The sequence below is a fragment of the Paenibacillus shunpengii genome, assembly GCF_042684905.1.
Lineage (GTDB): Bacteria > Bacillota > Bacilli > Paenibacillales > Paenibacillaceae > Paenibacillus > Paenibacillus shunpengii.
This window is the reverse complement of the sequence record NZ_JBHUMJ010000002.1, coordinates 31828-50842: the sequence shown is the minus strand read 5'-3', so window position 1 is coordinate 50842 and position 19015 is coordinate 31828. Positions and strand designations below refer to the sequence as shown.

The following is a 19015-nucleotide window of genomic DNA, read 5'->3' as shown; positions in this document are numbered from 1 at the left end:
GAAAAAACATGGGGAGCAGGTTTATCGGGGACCTGCTTTTTGCTATAACCGTTCATACCGGCACGCTTCCGTGGTATACTCTCTTCACGGCCCGCTTGTATGGGCATTTAATCCACGATGGAGGTGTGACAACCCCTTGGCTACGAATCGCCGTTTAATTACCAACCTTGACTTTGAAGAAGCCATGACTCGCAAAAGACGCATTCGCGTTTTTAAAGATAACCAGCAGATCGACTCCGGCGGTGTTATTATCCGCTATGATGAGATGACCATTGTCATTCAATCCAGTGTCAGCGATATTGCCTATCATCAGCGGCAGGACTGTGAGTTCTTCGAGCTTAAATCTTAGGACCTGCCGGTTGCTCGTATATAAACAATAAAAGGCATCCCCTGGGGGAAGATCGTCTCTTCCATTAGGGAATGCCTTTAACTTCGTTATAAGTTAACCGAATTGCCAGCAATTCAGACTCAAACTGCCGTACTGATAGGCTTGAAACCGCTTCTGTGCTCTGCGTTCCTTGTCTGCTGCTCCCATCGCATAGAATAAGGGTGCAAAATGCTCGGAAGCATAAGAAGGGACCGCATCTTGGGCATTCGGGGCTTTTTTCTCGTAATCATACAGGTCTCGAAGATTCCACTCCTCCAGCTTCAATGTGAGCCATTCATCAAACTCGGCAGCCCACGCTGCGGGTTCAGAATCTGGACTAAGCTTCCTCAAATTATGTACCAGCCCGCCGCTGCCAATCACTAATATATCCTCGTGTCTTAAAGGCTCCAGCATACAGCCGATACGGTATTGCTCCTGTTCTGACCGCATGGAATCGACAGACAAGCTGACGACCGGAATATTCGCTTCCGGATACATATGCCGAAGAATGACCCAGGCACCGTGATCAAGTCCTCTTCCTGTAACGAGCTTGTAGGGCAGATTCTGTGCTGCCATCAATTGGCCAATCCTCATCGACAGCTCCGGATCGCCCGGGGCAGGATATTCAATCTTGTACATTTCTTTAGGAAATCCGTAAAAATCATGCATCGTTGTATGAAACTCATCTACAGACAGTGACTGCACCGGCTCATCATAATGAGCGGAGAATAAGGCAATACCTTTCGGGACCGGTAAGCTGGCACCAAGCTCTCTCAAGAACGCTGTGTAGTTGTTGTCCTCTATGACGAGGGTGGGTGAACCGTGCGCAATAAACAATGCAGGTAACGTCATCGCTGCCAAGCCTCCAGACACAGGTAGAATGGGTGTATGTGTTTATTTTACATCTAGAGGTGGACGAAATAAAGTTGATTCATTCAGTACTGAAACATTTATTTCTTCCATTAGATCATCCAATGCTGCCAGTCTTGGCTCGCATTACGCTGCTCTGTTAACCACGCACGGGTACGCTTGATGAGCTGCTCACGTTCCGGTCCCGATGAAAAGGTATGGTCTCCTTGAAAAATAATATCCTTATCACAGCGACCCTCGCTGCGCATCCAGAATACCTTCTGATATAAAAAGGCGTAATCGACCGGGATCGTATCATCGCTCGTTCCGTGAATGACCAGCACATCACCTGAGAATTTGAGCGCCTCCTGAAACGGCTGGAAATCGGCGAGCGATTCAAAGTATGCCGGAGTAAAGCGATAGCCTAAATAATCTGCCGCCCCCTCTTTGACAGAGGTGTCGTATTTGTCACGGCCTGTTATTTTTATAATATCATTAAAAGGATACCCTACAGCAGACCACAGAATAAGCTTGGTTACTCGCTTGTCCCTTACTGCGGTATGAAGTGCTGTAGCTCCTCCGAGACTGTGACCTAGCAGCGTCACCTGCTGAGGATCGACATCACAGCAATCCAGGGCATAGTCAAGCACGCTCTTCGTCTGATTTATCATCGACTGCAGCCCTTCAGCGCCATATTCACCTGTACTCTCACCACAGCCGATATAATCAAACCGAAGCACCAGGTTCCCGTCCTCCGCCAGTTCTCTCGCCGTTTTGACAAATAAACGGTCAACACCAATACGATTACCAACAAACCCATGGCAAATAACGATCAGCGGTACTCGTGCCGGCTTCTTGCCTTCTGAGATTTCGGATACCACCGGATAATGGATCGTTGCTGCTATTTCCTCTTCCCCATGCTTAATGCCAATTTGTCGTTCCATATGACTTCCTCCCAGTAAAAAGTAACACCTAAACGAATACCAAACTATATTTCAATTAATTCCGATAAGTTTAATGTGAATTAGTTGAAGATAGTGTAGCACCATTCTTTACCGAAAGTCAATCCACTCCATGGAATTCTCTATGGCCTATTCATAGCTCCGGCGAAACATCGCATGGGTTTCTGATTTGCCCTTCCATTCCACAGGCTCCGCTTCAGTCTCCCCGCGCGGTATTACTCCCTCATCATCTGATCCAAACTCCGTATCCGCTATTGTCCGATAGACGGGTGCTACATTCGCAATCTCAGCACTGATCTGGGCTGTTCCCTTCACCCGCTGGGTCTCTGCAGAACGGCTCACTTGATGAGCCCATGCAAATTCCTCATTACGACTCGTTGTTTCTTCAATATGTTCTGCCTTCACAACCTCATCCTTGACTCCTCTCGACTGGCTGTTTAACAGATACTGTCTCGTTGCATCGTTCTGTGTCATGATCGAAACCCTCCTTATATATGCGTACTGCTCTTAGATAAGCACACGACATAGTGTGTGACAGGAGATAACTGGCTATACACTCCCGCTCTGACCCTGAATTGGCCTCATAAAACTTAATGAGACGGATTAATCCAAGCTCTGATTCGGAATAATAACAAGCAGCAATCGAAGATTACAGGAAAGGAAGATATCACATGAAGCTCATGTTCCACTGGATTGAACATCACCTGGGAAGTGTATTTCTCTGTCTTGCCGTCATCGCTGCCATAATATATGTAGCTGTTCATCATACTCAGCTGTTCTATAAAGAATAAGCCTACACCTAACTTTGCTAATTCCACCTTACTCCCGTATACTTTATTCATATGATGTACGGATATAGGACAGAGGAGTGGACAATAAAGTAATGAATCGCAGCAAACAAATCATGCTGATCAGGAATCGGCAAACTACGGTCATTGGTCAGATGACATCTCCTTCCAGGGAGTTCTATGCCCTGATCGAGGAACAGGTCAGGAACTCGCGCATTCCTGAGCTCGAGCTCGAGGAGCTGCTGCTCCGCATGGGACAGGAAATCTTAGAAGCACAACGTAAGGGCACTAATCTGAAGCAATTATTCGGCGGTAAACCGGACAAGTATATTAAAGAAGAAGAGAATAAATATGCGCTGGGAGCAGCACCCGCTGCAAATTCGAAAGCCTCCTCCACCGTCTCAGCTAAAGATGCGGATAAGATTAATAATGAAAATACAGATAATACCAAAGGAATTAAATTCAATCTCATGATTGCCTGGGCTGCGGTATCGATGGTATTTCTGCTAATGGGACTCATCGGGCAGGTGACTTCGTTAGCGGGCCAAGATCCATCACCCTATACGAGTATCAGCCTGTTTACATTAGCCCTCATCGCCGGTGGCGCGATTGTATTAATTCAGATTCTCCTCTCTTTTAATCATGCACCGGAGGATGAAGAGACCCATCGGTCACCGAGACGCGCTGGATTTAATCTGAAATCCATCATCAATTATCTCATCGTCGTGGTCATCATTTTGCTTCTGGGCTACATATTCGGCAATATGCTTCCCGCTATTCAGCTGTCTGCCATTGCCCTCATCGCTATTGGAGCCATCGGACTTGTGCTCGTTAAACCGATCTTCGGAAGGAAAAGAAGGGCTGAATAATTCATACATAAACCCTAGAGAATCCTCAGCCATTGCGGGATGCTCTAGGGTTTATTAACATGTGGATAACATACCAAAGAAGCTCGAATTGCCGCTAATCGCAATTCGAGCTTCTTCCTACTTCCGTCATGCTCCTAAACTGCAGCCATTATATATCCTTAGAAGCCGAGTCTTCTCCGTGTTCACCTGATGTGCTCTGTGATTGAGGTGCAGCTGCAGCAGGCAATTCCTCCATTACAATCGTGTCACTTGCTCTCGACAGGCTGTTCACAGTTGCCTTGTCTCCATCAGCTACGGATAATACAAAGATACGATAGGTAACGCCCGCCTTCAATGTGCTGCCATCTGCATCCAGCGCGTACGTATCAAGCACCGCGCTCAGGTTGTCTCCCGTTCTGGAAACCGCGGTATACTGGCTTCTTGGCAATGCATTCGCTTGCTCCAGCGTAAATTGATCTGCATTCGCCGCCTTCACCGCAATGACTGCGTAGAAGGACAATCCGGCTTCATTGCCTGCCTTATTGAAATCCACCTTTATAGCCGGATTCTCAGCAGGCTTATTCTCCACCTTCGTTATGACGGCAGTGTCCACTGCGACAGGTGCTTTATTGATTACGAAGGTGTTAGATGGCTGTGACAAAGCATTTTCCGAGCGTACTTTGCCATCTGCTAGCGACAACACGAACACCTTATAATTTGTTCCCGGAGTGAGACGATCACCCCTGACGTCCTTGGTATTCTCGTTCAGCACTTGTGACAGATCCGATCCTTTCTTCGCCACTGCTGTATAATTCCCCGAGTCCACCCGATTTGCCCATGCCAGATCAAACCTGCTCGCTTCATCCGCCCGCACTACCATAACAAGATAACGGGACAGCCCTGTCTCATCCGAAGCCTTCTTGAACTTCACGGTGACATCACGTCCATCCCCATTGGTTCCGTTCACTACCGCCTCTACCGAGGAAGCTGGCTGGGCACTACTCGCCGATAGCTGGATCACAGATGAAGCACCGGACAGAGAGTTCAGCTTGCTGTCACCTCTGTTACTGACCGCAAGAACGAATACGCGGTAGCTTACTCCGCTGCGAATAATGGAACCGTCTGTATCTCTCGCATCAGCTGACAAGGCTACAGATAGATTGCCGCCTGTTTTGTTTACACGCGTGTATCTTGAGCTGTTCATGCTGCTTGCAATAGATACATTTAAAGCCCCTGCATTCCCCGATTTCACGACGAATACGCGATAATGATCCACACTTGCTTCATTCGATGATTTGTTAAACGTCACTCTGAGGTCACGGCCATCCCCATAATCCTGAATATCACTTACCGCAAGTCCACTGATCGGCTTCGTTACCGAGTTGTTCACAAGGGTAATCTGGGCTGAGGCACCAGAGAGCAGATTGGAGTATCCCCCCTGCTGATTGCCCATGGATGCAACAAAGACTCGGTACGTCTCTCCTTCTCGGATTGTATTACCGCTGGTATCCTTCAGTTTTTCAGGCAAGGTGGTGGTGATATTGTTACCTGTCTTGGAGATATCGTAGTATCGGTCCGAGCCCAGCTTATTCGCTTCAGTCATATTAAAAGACGATGCTTGATTATTCCTAACCACATATATTCTATAAAAACCGACCTTGGCCTCATTGCCTGCTCTATTGAAGGACAATTGTATATCCCGGCCATTGCCATAATCATTTACATCATTGACTGCCGTGATGGATGGAGCCGTCAATGTAGCACTGTCGAGTGTAATCGCAGAGGAAGCACCAGACAGCTTATGCTGCTTATTATTCGTGTTCGAGCTAGCCGAATAGATGTAGACGACATACGGGATGCCGTTCTTGATCATCTCTCCCGATGAATCACGTGTGCCTGAAGACAACGTCGTCGTAATCGTTGATGAGCTCGACTTATTCACGGGTGTAGAATAGCTGTTCGCTGCTCTGCTGGCTGCGTTCACATCAAAGGATGAAGCATCCTTTTGCTTAACGACAAAGATGCGGTAATTGGTAATATCCGATGTCGTACCCGGCTGCTTGAAGCTGACTTCCATATCTCTTCCGTCCCCATGATTCGCGATATCTCGTATCTTAACCTCTGAGGCTGCAGCCACTGCCGGCTTGGCATTCATCGTAATCGGATCTTTAGCCGAGGACAGCACATAGGAGAAATCAGAAGCATCATTCCCCACGGTCAGCACATAGACCTTGTAAGCCGTGCCAGACTGTATCTTTTGACCCGCTGCATCCAGTGTGTTCTCTTTCAACGTCACACTAAGCTTGCCATTCGTTCTCGATACGGGGGTGTAGCTCGTATAAGATACATTTCTGGCTTCATTCAGATTAAAGCTTCCACTGTTTGAGGCTTTGACCAGTATGACCCGGTATTCATGCACCCCGCCTTCGTTCTGCGAAGGGGTAAACTCCACGCTGATATCTCTTGCATCCCCGTACTGTGTACCGACCCTGGTCGTTACAGTGGAAGAAGACAGATCATTGCTGCTCGTAATAATATCTACACGTTTGGCACTGGAGTTCCACAGCACTTCCTCACCAAGTGCCTCCGTCACGAAGCGGATGGGCACCATAGTGCTGCCTTTGATGATCGACGCCGGAACATCGAGTGTGACTCTGCTTCCACTGATCGTGGCATAGCTCGATCCGATCGTCATGGAGACCGTCTGGTCTCCTTTTGTCGCTGTAACTGTCTTCGTCTTATTGTTCCATATTACATTCGCATCCAGCCCTTCAAAGATCGAGCGCAGTGGAACGAGAACCCGATTGCCCTTCATTACAGGCGCTTGGGGAGACGGAAGTCTTTCATTATCGATATAAATTTGGATGGCAGTCGCCGCGTTTAACATACCTGGCGTATGACCAACGCCCGCGGATACCAGTGCAGCAATCACAACCGAGGATACCCATTTCTTCATCATCATTTCCTCCAGCTTCCCATTGGATTAAAAAACATCAGATCCATTTGCAACTTATGCGGCTCATTTCACGTCAGCAATCTTATAACGCAGAATAGTGGGATAATGTTCCATATTTACAAGTCAGAAGAAAATTATTTTTTTGCGTGGGCCAAATGTTGGCTCGCTTGCTGAATCAGTAGAGACCATTGTGTGCAATTCGATCATTATTGTGCCACATCATTTCAACTAGAGCAGGTGGGCCTCGGGTAATTAGGGTAAATACTTTAGGTAACCCATGTATGTAAATCTATCCATCATTTTTAGGAGGTTATAATTATGAAGAACACGATACTTCGGCATAAGAACAACCGGAAATCCACCGTAAAATGGATGGCTGTGTTAAGCAGTGCAGCATTGCTGCTGCCTGCCGGATGGAGCCCCGCCTTCGCCCAAAATACCGCGCAAGCAAATACATCAGCACCTGCAGCTGCTGAGGCAGTTTCATCGGAGTCGTCCGTTATCCTGAACAAGTTTCGAGCTTTGCTTAAACAACCGAACGGTCTGCCGGAAGCTGCAACTTATCTGAATAAAAATATATCAAAAGCATCTCCCCATCATGCGACGCTTATGGTGCTCTATTTAGAGAATGCACGGATCAAAGCCATGCCGTCCATTGATAAGAAGTTGTACCCGCAGGACGTTCAAGAGGAGCTGCAGACCTTTTTCAAAGAAAACGACACCATGAACCAGCTGATCCAAAAGGCAAAAACTCAAAAAGTGAAAAACCTGCTGACACAGGCTAAAAATTACGGATACAAGGTCATTACCGCTGAAGGCATGTATTTCCTGACGATGGATTATTCTGCTTTTGAACGTTACGAGGAGGATGTCAAAGAGGATATTTCTGCCTACATCAGCATCCAGTCAGAGCTCTCTCGCAAACAGCTGGGTAAGGATGCCGCTCTTGCGATCGGGTATCAGGAGCTTGTCAATCGTGCGTTACTGCTCGAAGGATTTGTTAATAACTATCCGAACTCTAATCGCACACGGCAAATGGAAGATCAATATGACTTGTACAGACACGTTATTTTTTACGGGATGAATAATACCCCTCTCTTCCAAGACAATGGAGCGATCAGACCCCATGCCAAAACAGCCTACACGTTCATTGCCGGTCGCCCGAATGATAACAACAGTCAGCTGCACGAGCTGCTGAAGCAGTTCGTTAACGTACTGAAGGATCATCAGTTCAAGCAAACCTCTGAGGTAAAAGATTGGCTCGAGGAGCATGTCGGAACGAACGGATAGAATGCTAATGTGCAGCACAAGAAGCCCCGCTTACGATTGTAAGCGGGGCTCTATTTTTATCACCTAAAATATATCAGATCAAGAGATTAAAGAGATTAAGATCCTTGTTCAGCTCGGTATATTGAATATTTTTTCGATTCATACGCTCGATGAGCGGCTCGTAATCCTCGGTGTACATCAGCTCAATGCCGACCAGGGCCGGACCGTTCTCTTTGTCATTCTTCTTCGTATATTCAAACCGGGCGATATCATCATTTGGACCGAGCACATCCTCCAAAAATTCACGGAGTGCCCCCGCACGCTGCGGGAAGTTAATCATGAAATAATGCTTGAGCCCTTCATACATGAGCGAACGTTCCTTAATCTCTTGCATCCGGTCAATGTCATTATTGCCCCCACTGATGATGCAGACGACTTTTTTTCCTTGAATCTGATCCTTATACTGCGCTAGTGCAGCAACAGACAAGGAACCCGCCGGTTCAACCACAATGGCATTTTCGTTATACAATTCAAGAATGGTTGTACACGCCTTGCCCTCCGGCACCTTTAAGATATCATCCAGTGCGTTCTTGCAGATATCATAGGTGAGATCACCCACACGTTTAACCGCTGCACCATCCACAAATTTATCAATCTGCTGCAGGGTAACGACCTGCTTCTGATCAATGGCCTCCGTCATGGAAGCTGCGCCTAACGGCTCTACGCCAATGACCTTCGTTTCCGGATGAACGGTTTTGATATAAGCACCTACACCTGCCGCGAGTCCACCACCGCCAATAGTCACAAACACATAATCCGCGGGGGTGTCCAGATCCTCCATGATCTCCATCCCAATCGTTCCATTGCCTGCAATGATCTTCGGCTGATCAAAAGGATGAATAAACGTAAGCTCCTGCTCCTTGCATACACGCATGGCCGCTTCATAGGAATCGTCATAAGTGTCGCCTGTAAGCACGACCTCCACATTGCTTCCTCCAAAACGTCTTACCTGCTTAACCTTCTGACTCGGTGTTGTGCTTGGCATAAAGATCTTGCCCTGAATTCCCAAGGCATTACATGAAAAAGCAACCCCTTGCGCATGGTTCCCAGCACTCGCGCATACAATCCCCCGTTCTCTCTCCTCCTGGGACAGACTCCGGATCATGTTGTAAGCACCACGGATTTTAAATGAACGAACGACTTGCAAATCTTCTCTCTTTAGATAAACTTCGCAATTGTATTTCGCAGATAACACAGCATCACGCTGGAGTGGTGTACGTACGATAACCTCTCTCAGCACATGGTGTGCTCTGACGATATCTTCCATTCCCACAACAGGGACATTTCCACTTTTTGATGTCTCTACTGGTTCCATTCTCTCCACACTCCGCTTGAATTTGGTACGCGCAAGGCATGTACTCGAATCCATTCCACAACTCATCAAACGATGGGTGATATGAAAAGAATTCTCTTACGCAGCATTTCTCTGTCTATGACTTAGCTATCAGCTATCATTTCTATGTATTGTACCACTTTCCTGCGCGGCATGCCCTCCTCATCTGTACTTATTTTTACCAGCGAATCGAACTCCAATCAGACCATATTTTTGGGGATCTTATTTTCAAGATACCGATAATCATGATAGCCTGACAGTATAGCAATAGAGAACAGGAGATGAACAGCCATGGTCAATGATACAGATCTTGCACATTTGAAACGCTGCATAGAGCTAGCAGGAAATGCTCTTGAAGCAGGTGACGAGCCCTTCGGTTCCGTCCTTGTATCCGCTGATGGCACCGTACTTGCCGAGGAACGTAACCATGTAGGAGGCGGTGACCCTACCCAGCATCCCGAATTTGCATTAGCACGCTGGGCTGCAGAGCACATGGACCCACTAGAACGAAGCCAAGCAACCGTATATACATCTGGCGAGCATTGTCCAATGTGTGCCGCTGCCCATGGATGGGTTGGCTTAGGACGGATCGTTTATGCGAGCTCCTCAGCTCAGCTGTCCATGTGGCTGAATGATATGGGCGCCCGCTCATCTCGGGTGCTGAGCCTCCCTATTCACGAAGTTATTCGTGATACCGTAGTAGATGGCCCTGTACCGGAGCTAGCCGAGCAAGTCCGGAAGCTCCATCACCAGTTACATACCTGCTAAAAAAGAAAAAGCCAGTATTCCCGGCACTGTGCCCTGTCTCCTAAACAAGGTATAATCCCGGACATACTGGCTTTTGTTATTGTGAGTTATCGCGTGAATTTCATTATCCCATGCTTACCGTTACATTGACATTTCCTTTAATGGCTTTGGAGTACGGGCAGTAATCATGAGCAAGCTCTACATACTTGTGAGCTGTCTCCTCATCCAAACCGTCGATTCGCACATCCAGCTCCACCTCAAGCTTAACACCGTTATCTGCCGGATCTGTTTTTAAATATACCGTTGCGGACACGGTGCTCTTCTCGATCTGCACATTGTTCTTCTTCAATTGGAACTCAAGTGCTGAGTTAAAGCAGGCACTGTATCCAGCTGCAAACAGCTGCTCAGGATTGGTAGCCGTTGTATCCTTGCCGCCGAGCTCCGGTGGTGCAGCCACCTCCAGCAAAAATACATTATCTGGAGATTGCACAATGCCTTGACGCCCTCCTGTATTGATTACCGTTGTTTCATACAATGTTTTCATTTTCCTCATTCTCCTTTTCATTATCCATATTGAATATAGCCACTATTTAATTCGCTTAAAATTATATTGTTTACAATTTAATTTTACTAAATTTATTTTTACATGTAAAGCATAAAAAAATTTATATAGTAAATCCATACCTTGCTTGAATTAAATAAAAATAAAAATGACTGCCGAGAATTTCTCGACAGCCTAAAGATCTTTAAGGGATTAACTGGTCTTGCTTGATTGGTGATGAGAGTACGATCATGGTCGTTGAGTCACCATATTTTCCAAGCTCATTAATTGCACTCTCCAAGGTTAGTAAAGATTCGGTAACCAGTTTGACAAGAAAATTGTACTGATGTCCGCTGATTCGATGCAACTCAACGACATCGCGTGCTTCTTTACAGTAACTGACGAAGTTATCACATCCTTTAGTATAGAACAGAATGAATGCGGATATTTGCTTGTTGATCTTCTCTGGGGTAATGACTGCACGATAGTGATCAATAATTCCGTTCTCTTCCATGCGGCGTACTCGCTCCGTAACGGCAGGCTGTGATAAGGAGACGGCCTTTCCTAGATCCGTCATAGAGATGCGCCCTTCCTCCTGCAACCGCAGCAAGATTTGCTTGTCCAGATCGTCCATCAATCATACTCCTTTATATTCAAGGTATAATTCATCAAATGAAATGAATTTAAAGATTCGAACTCCATATTAACTTTAAAACTCTATAGTACCTAACATCGATATTATATAAAATTATTTATTATATCAATTGAAAGAAGAGGCATGGATATGATAAATAACGAATTGTTACAGCCCGTTCGAATCGGGCCCTGGCAACTACAAACACGGATTGTAATGGCTCCAATGACGCGCTCATTTGCCAATGATGTTACGGGTACGGTTGGTGAGGATGTCATTGCTTACTATCAACGCCGAGCGGAAGACGGAATAGGCCTTATCATCACAGAAGGCATTATACCGACAATCCAAGGAAAAGGGACCTTTGGAGTACCTGGATTATATACAAGCGAGCAAGTGAGTGCTTGGCGCAAAGTCACGGAGGCAGTACATGAAAAAGGCGGCACCATTATAGCACAGCTATGGCATGTCGGCAGGCTGACCCATCCTGATTTAACAGGGGGCCGTCCACCCCTTGCCCCCTCTGCTCTGCGTGCTGAGGGGCTTGTACATCGGTTGCGTAAACCTTACGCTATGCCTAAGGAAATGACGAATGAAGATATTCGTATGACCGTACATCACTTTAAACAGGCAGCTAATAATGCTATACAAGCCGGTTTTGACGGGGTCGAAATTCACGGAGCCCATGGCTATCTAATCGATCAATTTGCATCGGAATCCACAAATCGACGTACGGATGGTTATGGTGGTCACAGGACTCAGCGTCTGAGACTAATGAGAGAAATACTCTCTGCCATTGGTGAGGATATCGGTATGGAGCGTGTCGTTCTACGCTTCTCTGAATTGAAAGACGATGAGCCCAGTTTCCGATGGTTAGACCCTATCGCTGAGATCGAGTCATACATCGAGATGTTTCACGAGGTTGGTCTGCAAGTCATCCATCCATCTACAAACCATTTCTCCCAGCCGATGTGGGAAGGTCTGACATTTCACGAGCTCGTGCGGAGTCGATGGGAAGGTTATATCATCGGAGTTGGCAATCTGACTCCCGATTCTGCTGTGACAGCCTTCCGTTCAGGTGTCATCGATTTGGCTGCATTTGGCCGTCCCTTGCTGGCGAATAACGATTTTGTTAACCGCCTTAAGAACGGATTGCCGCTCAATCCATATAATTCAGCAATCCATTTAGCACAATTGATCTAGAAGAGAGCATTTAGCACTTTTAATTCACTTTTAATGCACTTTTTTAAGCGACCCAGGTTAAACGATACACCACAGGTGTGTACTTTTCCGGTTACTTGAATAAGTGCTTTTTTGTGTTTATTTGCTTTTTCAAATGCTGGTGAACATCAGGTTATCTGCAAATAATCAGGATATTCAATCCATTTTTTAAAATTATTTACAATTATGTGGTCGTCCGATATAATAAGCAACAAGACTGTAAACGTTTACATTAAGTAATTAATAAGGAGATGACTGTTATGTTGGCAAAATTCAAGAAGATTCCAGCTCTCTTGGCATTATCCCTGATATTCTCCGTTATCACTCTCCTGATTCCGCCTTCCTCTACTGTCCTAGCGAGTTCAGGAGAAACGGCAAGTATTTCCGACATACTCAAATATCAGCAAGCCGATGGCGGATGGAAAAAGGATTACAGCACGACGAGCGGAGAATGGTCCAAATCTACGATTGATAATAAGGCAACTTATACCGAGATCAGAAGATTGGCCGCGGAATACCAGAAAACCAACAATGCTCAATATTCTGCTGCTGCGATCCGTGGAATCAACTTCTTGCTAAACATGCAATATGCGAATGGAGGCTGGCCGCAAATATACAACAGCTCCGGTTATCACAAGCACATTACATTTAATGACAACGCCATGATTAACGTTATGATTCTACTCGATGACGTCGCTAACAAAAAAGGCGATTTTTCCTTTGTGGACAGCACGTTAGCCAGCAGAGCCAGTAGTGCTGTATCCAAGGGAATCAACTTAATTTTGCAAATTCAGGTGTCTGTGAACGGTAAACTTACCGTTTGGGGACAACAGCATGATTCCTCAACACTAAAGCCGGCTGGAGCAAGATCCTATGAGGTTCCTTCTCTTAGCGCACAGGAAAGTGTGAACATCGTTAAGTTCCTCAAGACTAGAGCCTCTACTACGGCAATTGCAAATAGTATCAAGGCAGCGGAAGATTGGCTCAAAGCTGTAAAAATCACCGGTATCAAAGTAGTAAAGACTACGGATGATGTTGTGGTGGTTAGTGATCCGAGTGCGCCGGCCATTTGGGCTCGTTTCTATGAGATCAATACCAATAAACCGATCTTTGTCGGTCGAGACGGTATAGTGAAGTACAAGCTAAGTGATATTGAACAAGAACGAAGAGTTAATTATTCCTGGTATGGGAACTGGGCCAATAGCTTGGGCATCTATTAAGATGAAGCGGCTAATCCTCCAATGGCTGATGTGATAGGAATGAAATAACAAGCAGCTTCTTTTGCATGTCTATGGGTCATTATGGTTAAATAAGAGCATTGACCTGCAAAGGAGGAACGATCATGACTGTTAACTATGAACAAGACCTGCTGCCGATCGGTTCTGTAGTACGCATTAAGGAATGGAAGCAGAAGCTGATGATCTATGGCCGGCTGCAAAATGATACTGAGTCTCAGAGTACATGGGACTATGTGGCATGTTATTATCCACACGGCAATTTAACAGAAGACTCTAATGTCTTCTTTAACCACGAGGATATCAAGGATGTTATATTTAAAGGATTTGAGGATCATGAGGAAGTTGCTTTCCGTAAAATCCTTGCTGAAGCGATCAAGGAAGCCGAGTAAATACGTTCGGTTTTTGGCTGAATCGAGCGTTCGGTTTTTGGCTGAATCACTCCGGTTAGTCGTTCTTCATCCAAAAATCTCACTAAGTGGGTGTAAAGAAGTAGCCCAGCTGTAATTTAGCTGGGCTTTCTTCAAAAATCCTTTTCAAATCTCTCTTCGAGTAACGAAATCACTTTTTTCATTATTTCAGTGCCTTGGCTGTATAGATCAGCTCGGTTTCACGGACGTTTGTTTTTCCTGCGGATTGGATCGCTCCGTATTGGTGCATGTTGGTTACAATGACAGGTGTAATTGTTTCGTAGCCTGCTTTTTCGACCTCTTCCCTGTCGAACTCCATCAGAAGATCACCCACGGATACCCTCGCTCCAGCTTGAACCTTCGGACTAAAGAATTGCCCTTTCAGCTTCACTGTATCAATACCGATATGAATCAGCATTTCCGCTCCGCTGTCACTCACAAGGCCAATCGCATGACCGCTCTTGGACAGTGAGAAGACAGTTCCGTTAATCGGAGAGACAACCCGGCCTTCGGATGGCTGAATGGCAAATCCTTGACCCATAATCTCTTCAGAGAACGCAGGGTCATTCACCGCACTCAGCGGTTTGACCTCACCTGTAATCGGGCTGTATACTTCCTGATCTTCTGTTTTTACTTCCTCCTCATTCACGGACACGGAAGCTGCAGCTCCTGCATCAGCTGTCACAGAAGTTTGTGAAGCATTGGCGCCCTGTGTATTCACTTCTTTAGCTTCCTGAGTCTCCACCGCGATCTCTTCATCAAATCCAAGAATATAAGTGAGGACTGCAGCTGCAGCCGAACCAATCACAAGACCGATAACAGCATATACGAAAGTTTCACCCAGAATCATGGGAATACCGGACAAACCGGCAAGGCCGCCGACAACATAAGCTTTCGTATGGAACAAGCTCATGAAGGCACCGCCGATACCCGCCCCGATCAGGGCCGCGATAAACGGTTTCTTATACTTCATGTTGACCCCGTACATCGCGGGTTCCGTAATTCCCATGAAGGCCGTAACACTCGTCGACATTGCGAGTGATTTCGTTTGTTTGTTCTTGGACTTGAGCGATACGCCGAGCGCACTGCCAGCTTGGGCAAAGTTCGCTACCATCATCATCGGAATCAGGTAATCATAGCCCAATGTTGCGATCGAACCGATCATGATTGGTACAAGGGCATAGTGCATGCCTGTAATAATCAGCAGCGAGAAAGCTCCGCCAATAATAAGTCCTGCAAACAGTCCTGTGTTATCAAACAGCCAGGAGAAACCATCCGTCAAGCCATTACCGATAATAACACCCAGTGGACCAACGGCAATAAGCGTCACAGGTACAATGACGAGCAGCGTAACTGTAGGAACAACAATTAGCTTAAGTGATGCATGGGTAACCTTGTCTACGGCTTTCTCAACATAGGAGGCGAGCCACACCGCAATTAGGATCGGGATCACCGATGAAGAATAGGTGGCTGCCACAACAGGAAGTCCGGCAAAGGTTATACTTTCACCTGTTCCTAGCAAGGCGGTTATCGTCGGATGGAGTACAGAAGCCCCGATCGCTGCACCGATGTACATATTGCTTCCCAGCTTGCGTGCTGTGCTAATCCCCAAGATAATTGGCAGGAAGTAGAACGCTCCGTCTCCGATCGCCGACAGAATTTGATACGTCGAACTTGTCTCGGACATCCAGCCCAGTGTGACCAGGAGTGCGACAATCCCTTTGATCATCCCCGCTCCGGTAATCGCCGGAAGAATCGGGGTAAAGACGCCGGAGATAAAATCAAACAAAGCACTCAGCGGATTTTTCTTCGTCTTTGTTTCGCTGGATGCATTCGTACCCGCATCCGGTGATTTGCTCATATTGCCGACTAGTGCGTTGTACACTTTAGGTACCTCGTTACCAATGATAACCTGGAACTGACCCCCGTTGATCATAACACCCATGACACCCGGGGTATTTTGGAGTGTCTTCTTATCGGCCTTACTATTGTCGTTCAGGTTAAAGCGAAGACGGGTCATACAATGCGTTACTTGATCAATATTTTCTTCACCGCCGACCAGCTTCAATATATCTTTGGACAATTGTTGTTTATCCATGATGATCTGCTCCTTTTTAGGAAAAGTAATAAGTTCAAAGCTCGTATTGCACTTAGAATAGGAAAGAAAAAAACCTAAACACTGAAACCAAGACAAGATCAACTTATCTGTGATTCAACGTTTAGGTTTTGCCTGTACGACAGTAACAATCCCGTATTATTCGGTTGGCTGTTCGTTTCTGACGATCCGCTCAATATGAATGGTCAGATATAATATTTCTTCCTTTGATAATACCCGTCCATAAATTTTTCGGGTGTAATCGTTAATCTTCATGGCACAAGCGTAAGCATCAGGATATTGCTTGCTGACCAGGTCGTGAAGCGGGTTATCCTCTTCCTTCCCTTCAATGGCGGTCCCTGCTATCACCCGCTGTGCAAAGTATTTCAGATGCGTTAAGAACCGATAGTAACTGAGCGAATCTTCATCCAGCTCAATCACAAAGCTTCGTCTTACAATGTTTAGAATATCCTTGACGATATTCGTAATGCTGATCGTTTCCCTCATCTCGCCGTTCATCTGGGCATTTACAAGATGCATTGCGATGAATGCGCATTCGTCTTCCGGCAGGAGAACGCCGAGCGTTTCTTCAATAATATTCAGCGCCTTCAGACCAATGGCAAACTCCTTGCGGTACATCCGTTTGATCTCCCACAGCAGTGCGTTCCGCAGCTGCATGCCCTGCCGATGACGGTCTATGGCAAAATGAATATGATCCGTCAGCGAGATGTAGATGCTCTCATGAAGCTTCTCGCCAAGTACTGTTTCCGCATAACGGATAATCTCATCCGAGCATTCCACATATTCGGCAGGAATATCCGACAGCAGCGTTTTCAGCTTCTGTGATACTTCCTTGCTTTCGAGTGAGAATACTTTCTCAATAAGAGATTCGTCAATCGAGTCTCCTGTATGTTTCTTGAAGGCGATCCCCCGCCCCATGACGACTTGCTCGTTACCATTTAAATCGATGACCGTCACAACATTGTTGTTCAGCACCTTCGCTATTTTCATCTGTTCACATCACCTTGTACTGGCAAAAAATTAAAGGCAAAACCAAAGCCGAGCATTGTTGCAGCCCCGCCTCTGGTTTTGCCTGATTTAACAGTAACAATCCAGTAATATATTAGCTATAGGCCTATCTTACCATATCAGCAGCCAAATGACAACGGTTTTATGAAAGCGTTTAACATTCCCGAAGGTGCCACTATTCGGTAATTACTTTTCGGCAGCCGGATCTGTAAGACTCGCTCCATTTGTACCAATAACTTCTTTATACCAATCAAATGATTTCTTCTTATACCGTTCGAGACTGCCTGTACCGTCATTGTTGCGGTCTACATAGATGAAGCCATAACGTTTCTTCATCTCGGCAGTAGATGCGCTCACCAGATCAATACATCCCCAGGAGGTGAAGCCCATGACCTCGACCCCATCCTCAATCGCTTTACCGACTTCAACAAGATGATCGTTCAAATACTGGATTCGATAATCGTCAATCACGGTCTTATTCCCCTGCTCGTCCGTAACAAGCTCATCAATAGCCCCAAGTCCATTCTCAACAATGAACAATGGCTTCTGATAACGGTCATAATATTTATTGAGTGTAACACGAAGACCTTGAGGATCAATTTGCCATCCCCATTCGCTTGCTTTCAGATAAGGGTTTTGCACACCTGCGAACAAATTGCCTTTACCTTCATTCCGCTTGTCCGGATCGGCTGTTTCGCAAATGCTCACATAATAACTGAAGGATATGAAATCCACCGTGTGCTTCAAAATTTCAGCATCGCCATCTTCAAACTGAATGCTGATATTGTTCTCCTTGAAATAACGATTGATATATTTAGGATAATAGCCACGGGCATGCACATCGGCGAACAGATCATTTCTTTGCTCTGCATGCATCGCTTTAACCACATCATCCGGGTTCGGCGTGAGCGGATAAGTCGGCATACTGAGCACCATGCAGCCGATTTTGGCCTCTGGCATCATCTCATGTCCGATCTTCACGGCTAAGGCACTGGCTACCAGCTCATGATGGATCGCCTGATACAAATCCTGCTTGGAGAGCTGCTCCTTCGGAGTAAAGATGCCTCCGCTCATAAATGGCTCCTCCAGAATAGAGTTGATCTCGTTAAAGGTCAGCCAGTATTTCACTTTTCCTTTGTAGCGGGCAAACAGTGTTCTAACATAGCGTTCATAGAATCCAATCATTTGGCGGTTAACCCAGCCGTTATATGTCTTGGACAGGTGCAGCGGCGTCTCATAATGAGAGATGGTGACCAGCGGCTCAATACCATACTTCAAGCACTCGTCAAACAAATCATCGTAGAACTGCAGCCCTTTTTCATTCGGCTCAAGCTCATCTCCTTGCGGGAAAATACGCGACCAGGCGATCGACGTACGGAATACCTTGAAGCCCATTTCAGCAAACAGCTTGATGTCCTCTTTGTATCGGTTATAAAAATCAATCCCTACGAGCTTCAAGTTATCTGAAGTCGGTTCTTCCGTTCTCGGCGCTGATATACCCTTTGGCAGCACGTCTTGAACAGACAGTCCCTTACCATCTTGATTATATGCTCCTTCGAGCTGATTGGCCGCTACAGCACCGCCCCATAGAAAGGCTTTCGGAAATGGAGTTGTCATATTTATTCAATCCTCTCTCAATTGTTATATCCTGCACAGAAGCCGGGCTGTTCA

Annotated in this window: 17 protein-coding genes; 7 read left to right on the top strand and 10 right to left on the bottom strand. The window is 46.2% G+C overall.

All coding sequences use genetic code 11. The features are described 5' to 3' along the window. Positions 1-136: 136 nt before the first annotated feature. On the top strand, positions 137-349 hold the full coding sequence (locus ACFSVM_RS00245; RefSeq protein ID WP_047912812.1) for a hypothetical protein: 213 nt from the start codon (positions 137-139) through the stop codon (positions 347-349). Between the two features lie 93 nt (positions 350-442). Here ACFSVM_RS00245 and ACFSVM_RS00240 read toward each other — a convergent pair whose 3' ends face one another. The 3 genes from ACFSVM_RS00240 to ACFSVM_RS00230 all read right to left on the bottom strand — a co-directional run bounded on the left by ACFSVM_RS00240 (position 443) and on the right by ACFSVM_RS00230 (position 2652). Continuing rightward, positions 443-1219: a DODA-type extradiol aromatic ring-opening family dioxygenase gene (locus tag ACFSVM_RS00240; protein WP_047912811.1), complete on the bottom strand. Its 777-nt coding sequence runs from the start codon at positions 1217-1219 to the stop codon at positions 443-445. 110 nt (positions 1220-1329) lie between these two features. Further along, positions 1330-2160 (bottom strand): alpha/beta hydrolase, encoded by an 831-nt coding sequence (locus ACFSVM_RS00235; RefSeq protein ID WP_047912810.1) that lies wholly within the window; start codon positions 2158-2160, stop codon positions 1330-1332. Positions 2161-2307: 147 nt separating this feature from the next. After that, on the bottom strand, positions 2308-2652 hold the full coding sequence (locus ACFSVM_RS00230; protein ID WP_047912809.1) for a hypothetical protein: 345 nt from the start codon (positions 2650-2652) through the stop codon (positions 2308-2310). Between the two features lie 409 nt (positions 2653-3061). On the opposite strand from ACFSVM_RS00230, the gene ACFSVM_RS00225 reads away from it, so the two are divergent. Continuing rightward, a complete protein-coding gene (locus ACFSVM_RS00225; RefSeq protein ID WP_076312441.1) occupies positions 3062-3835 on the top strand; it encodes a DUF1129 family protein in 774 nt (257 codons plus the stop codon). Positions 3836-3983: 148 nt separating this feature from the next. On the opposite strand, the gene ACFSVM_RS00220 is transcribed toward ACFSVM_RS00225, so the two are convergent. Further along, positions 3984-6776 (bottom strand): copper amine oxidase N-terminal domain-containing protein, encoded by a 2793-nt coding sequence (locus ACFSVM_RS00220; protein ID WP_379259754.1) that lies wholly within the window; start codon positions 6774-6776, stop codon positions 3984-3986. A gap of 312 nt (positions 6777-7088) precedes the next feature. On the opposite strand from ACFSVM_RS00220, the gene ACFSVM_RS00215 reads away from it, so the two are divergent. After that, positions 7089-8060 (top strand): hypothetical protein, encoded by a 972-nt coding sequence (locus ACFSVM_RS00215; RefSeq protein WP_076312443.1) that lies wholly within the window; start codon positions 7089-7091, stop codon positions 8058-8060. 73 nt (positions 8061-8133) lie between these two features. Here ACFSVM_RS00215 and ilvA read toward each other — a convergent pair whose 3' ends face one another. Further along, positions 8134-9414 carry a threonine ammonia-lyase IlvA gene (gene ilvA, locus ACFSVM_RS00210; RefSeq protein WP_047912806.1) on the bottom strand — a complete coding sequence of 427 codons (1281 nt, stop codon included), beginning with the start codon at positions 9412-9414 and terminating at the stop codon, positions 8134-8136. 309 nt (positions 9415-9723) lie between these two features. Here ilvA and ACFSVM_RS00205 point away from each other — a divergent pair, with 309 nt between their 5' ends. Further along, positions 9724-10200, top strand: a complete 477-nt coding sequence (locus tag ACFSVM_RS00205; RefSeq protein ID WP_379259751.1) for a nucleoside deaminase — start codon at positions 9724-9726, stop codon at positions 10198-10200. Positions 10201-10303: 103 nt separating this feature from the next. Here the strand turns inward: ACFSVM_RS00205 and ACFSVM_RS00200 are convergent, their stop codons facing one another. Both ACFSVM_RS00200 and ACFSVM_RS00195 read right to left on the bottom strand, forming a co-directional pair. Further along, entirely contained in the window at positions 10304-10723 is a 420-nt protein-coding gene (locus tag ACFSVM_RS00200) for an organic hydroperoxide resistance protein (RefSeq protein WP_205054256.1), read from the bottom strand. Between the two features lie 202 nt (positions 10724-10925). Continuing rightward, a complete protein-coding gene (locus tag ACFSVM_RS00195; protein WP_047912803.1) occupies positions 10926-11354 on the bottom strand; it encodes an Lrp/AsnC family transcriptional regulator in 429 nt (142 codons plus the stop codon). A 150-nt stretch (positions 11355-11504) separates the two neighbouring features. Here ACFSVM_RS00195 and ACFSVM_RS00190 point away from each other — a divergent pair, with 150 nt between their 5' ends. From ACFSVM_RS00190 to ACFSVM_RS00180, 3 genes are all read left to right on the top strand, one after another. Next, complete coding sequence (locus tag ACFSVM_RS00190; RefSeq protein WP_379259748.1) at positions 11505-12557, top strand: oxidoreductase; 1053 nt, start codon at positions 11505-11507, stop codon at positions 12555-12557. A gap of 278 nt (positions 12558-12835) precedes the next feature. Continuing rightward, the gene (pelA, locus tag ACFSVM_RS00185; protein WP_081872609.1) at positions 12836-13795 is read left to right on the top strand and encodes a pectate lyase; all 960 of its coding nucleotides are present in this window, start codon (positions 12836-12838) and stop codon (positions 13793-13795) included. Between the two features lie 122 nt (positions 13796-13917). Continuing rightward, the gene (locus ACFSVM_RS00180; protein ID WP_076312445.1) at positions 13918-14202 is read left to right on the top strand and encodes a DUF4176 domain-containing protein; all 285 of its coding nucleotides are present in this window, start codon (positions 13918-13920) and stop codon (positions 14200-14202) included. Positions 14203-14383: 181 nt separating this feature from the next. Here ACFSVM_RS00180 and ACFSVM_RS00175 read toward each other — a convergent pair whose 3' ends face one another. The 3 genes from ACFSVM_RS00175 to ACFSVM_RS00165 form a co-directional block, all read right to left on the bottom strand. Next, entirely contained in the window at positions 14384-16318 is a 1935-nt protein-coding gene (locus tag ACFSVM_RS00175) for a beta-glucoside-specific PTS transporter subunit IIABC (protein WP_379259746.1), read from the bottom strand. 156 nt (positions 16319-16474) lie between these two features. Beyond that, complete coding sequence (gene licT / locus ACFSVM_RS00170) at positions 16475-17326, bottom strand: BglG family transcription antiterminator LicT (protein ID WP_379259744.1); 852 nt, start codon at positions 17324-17326, stop codon at positions 16475-16477. Positions 17327-17530: 204 nt separating this feature from the next. Continuing rightward, positions 17531-18961 (bottom strand): glycoside hydrolase family 1 protein, encoded by a 1431-nt coding sequence (locus ACFSVM_RS00165; RefSeq protein WP_379259742.1) that lies wholly within the window; start codon positions 18959-18961, stop codon positions 17531-17533. Between the last annotated feature and the right edge of the window lie 54 nt (positions 18962-19015).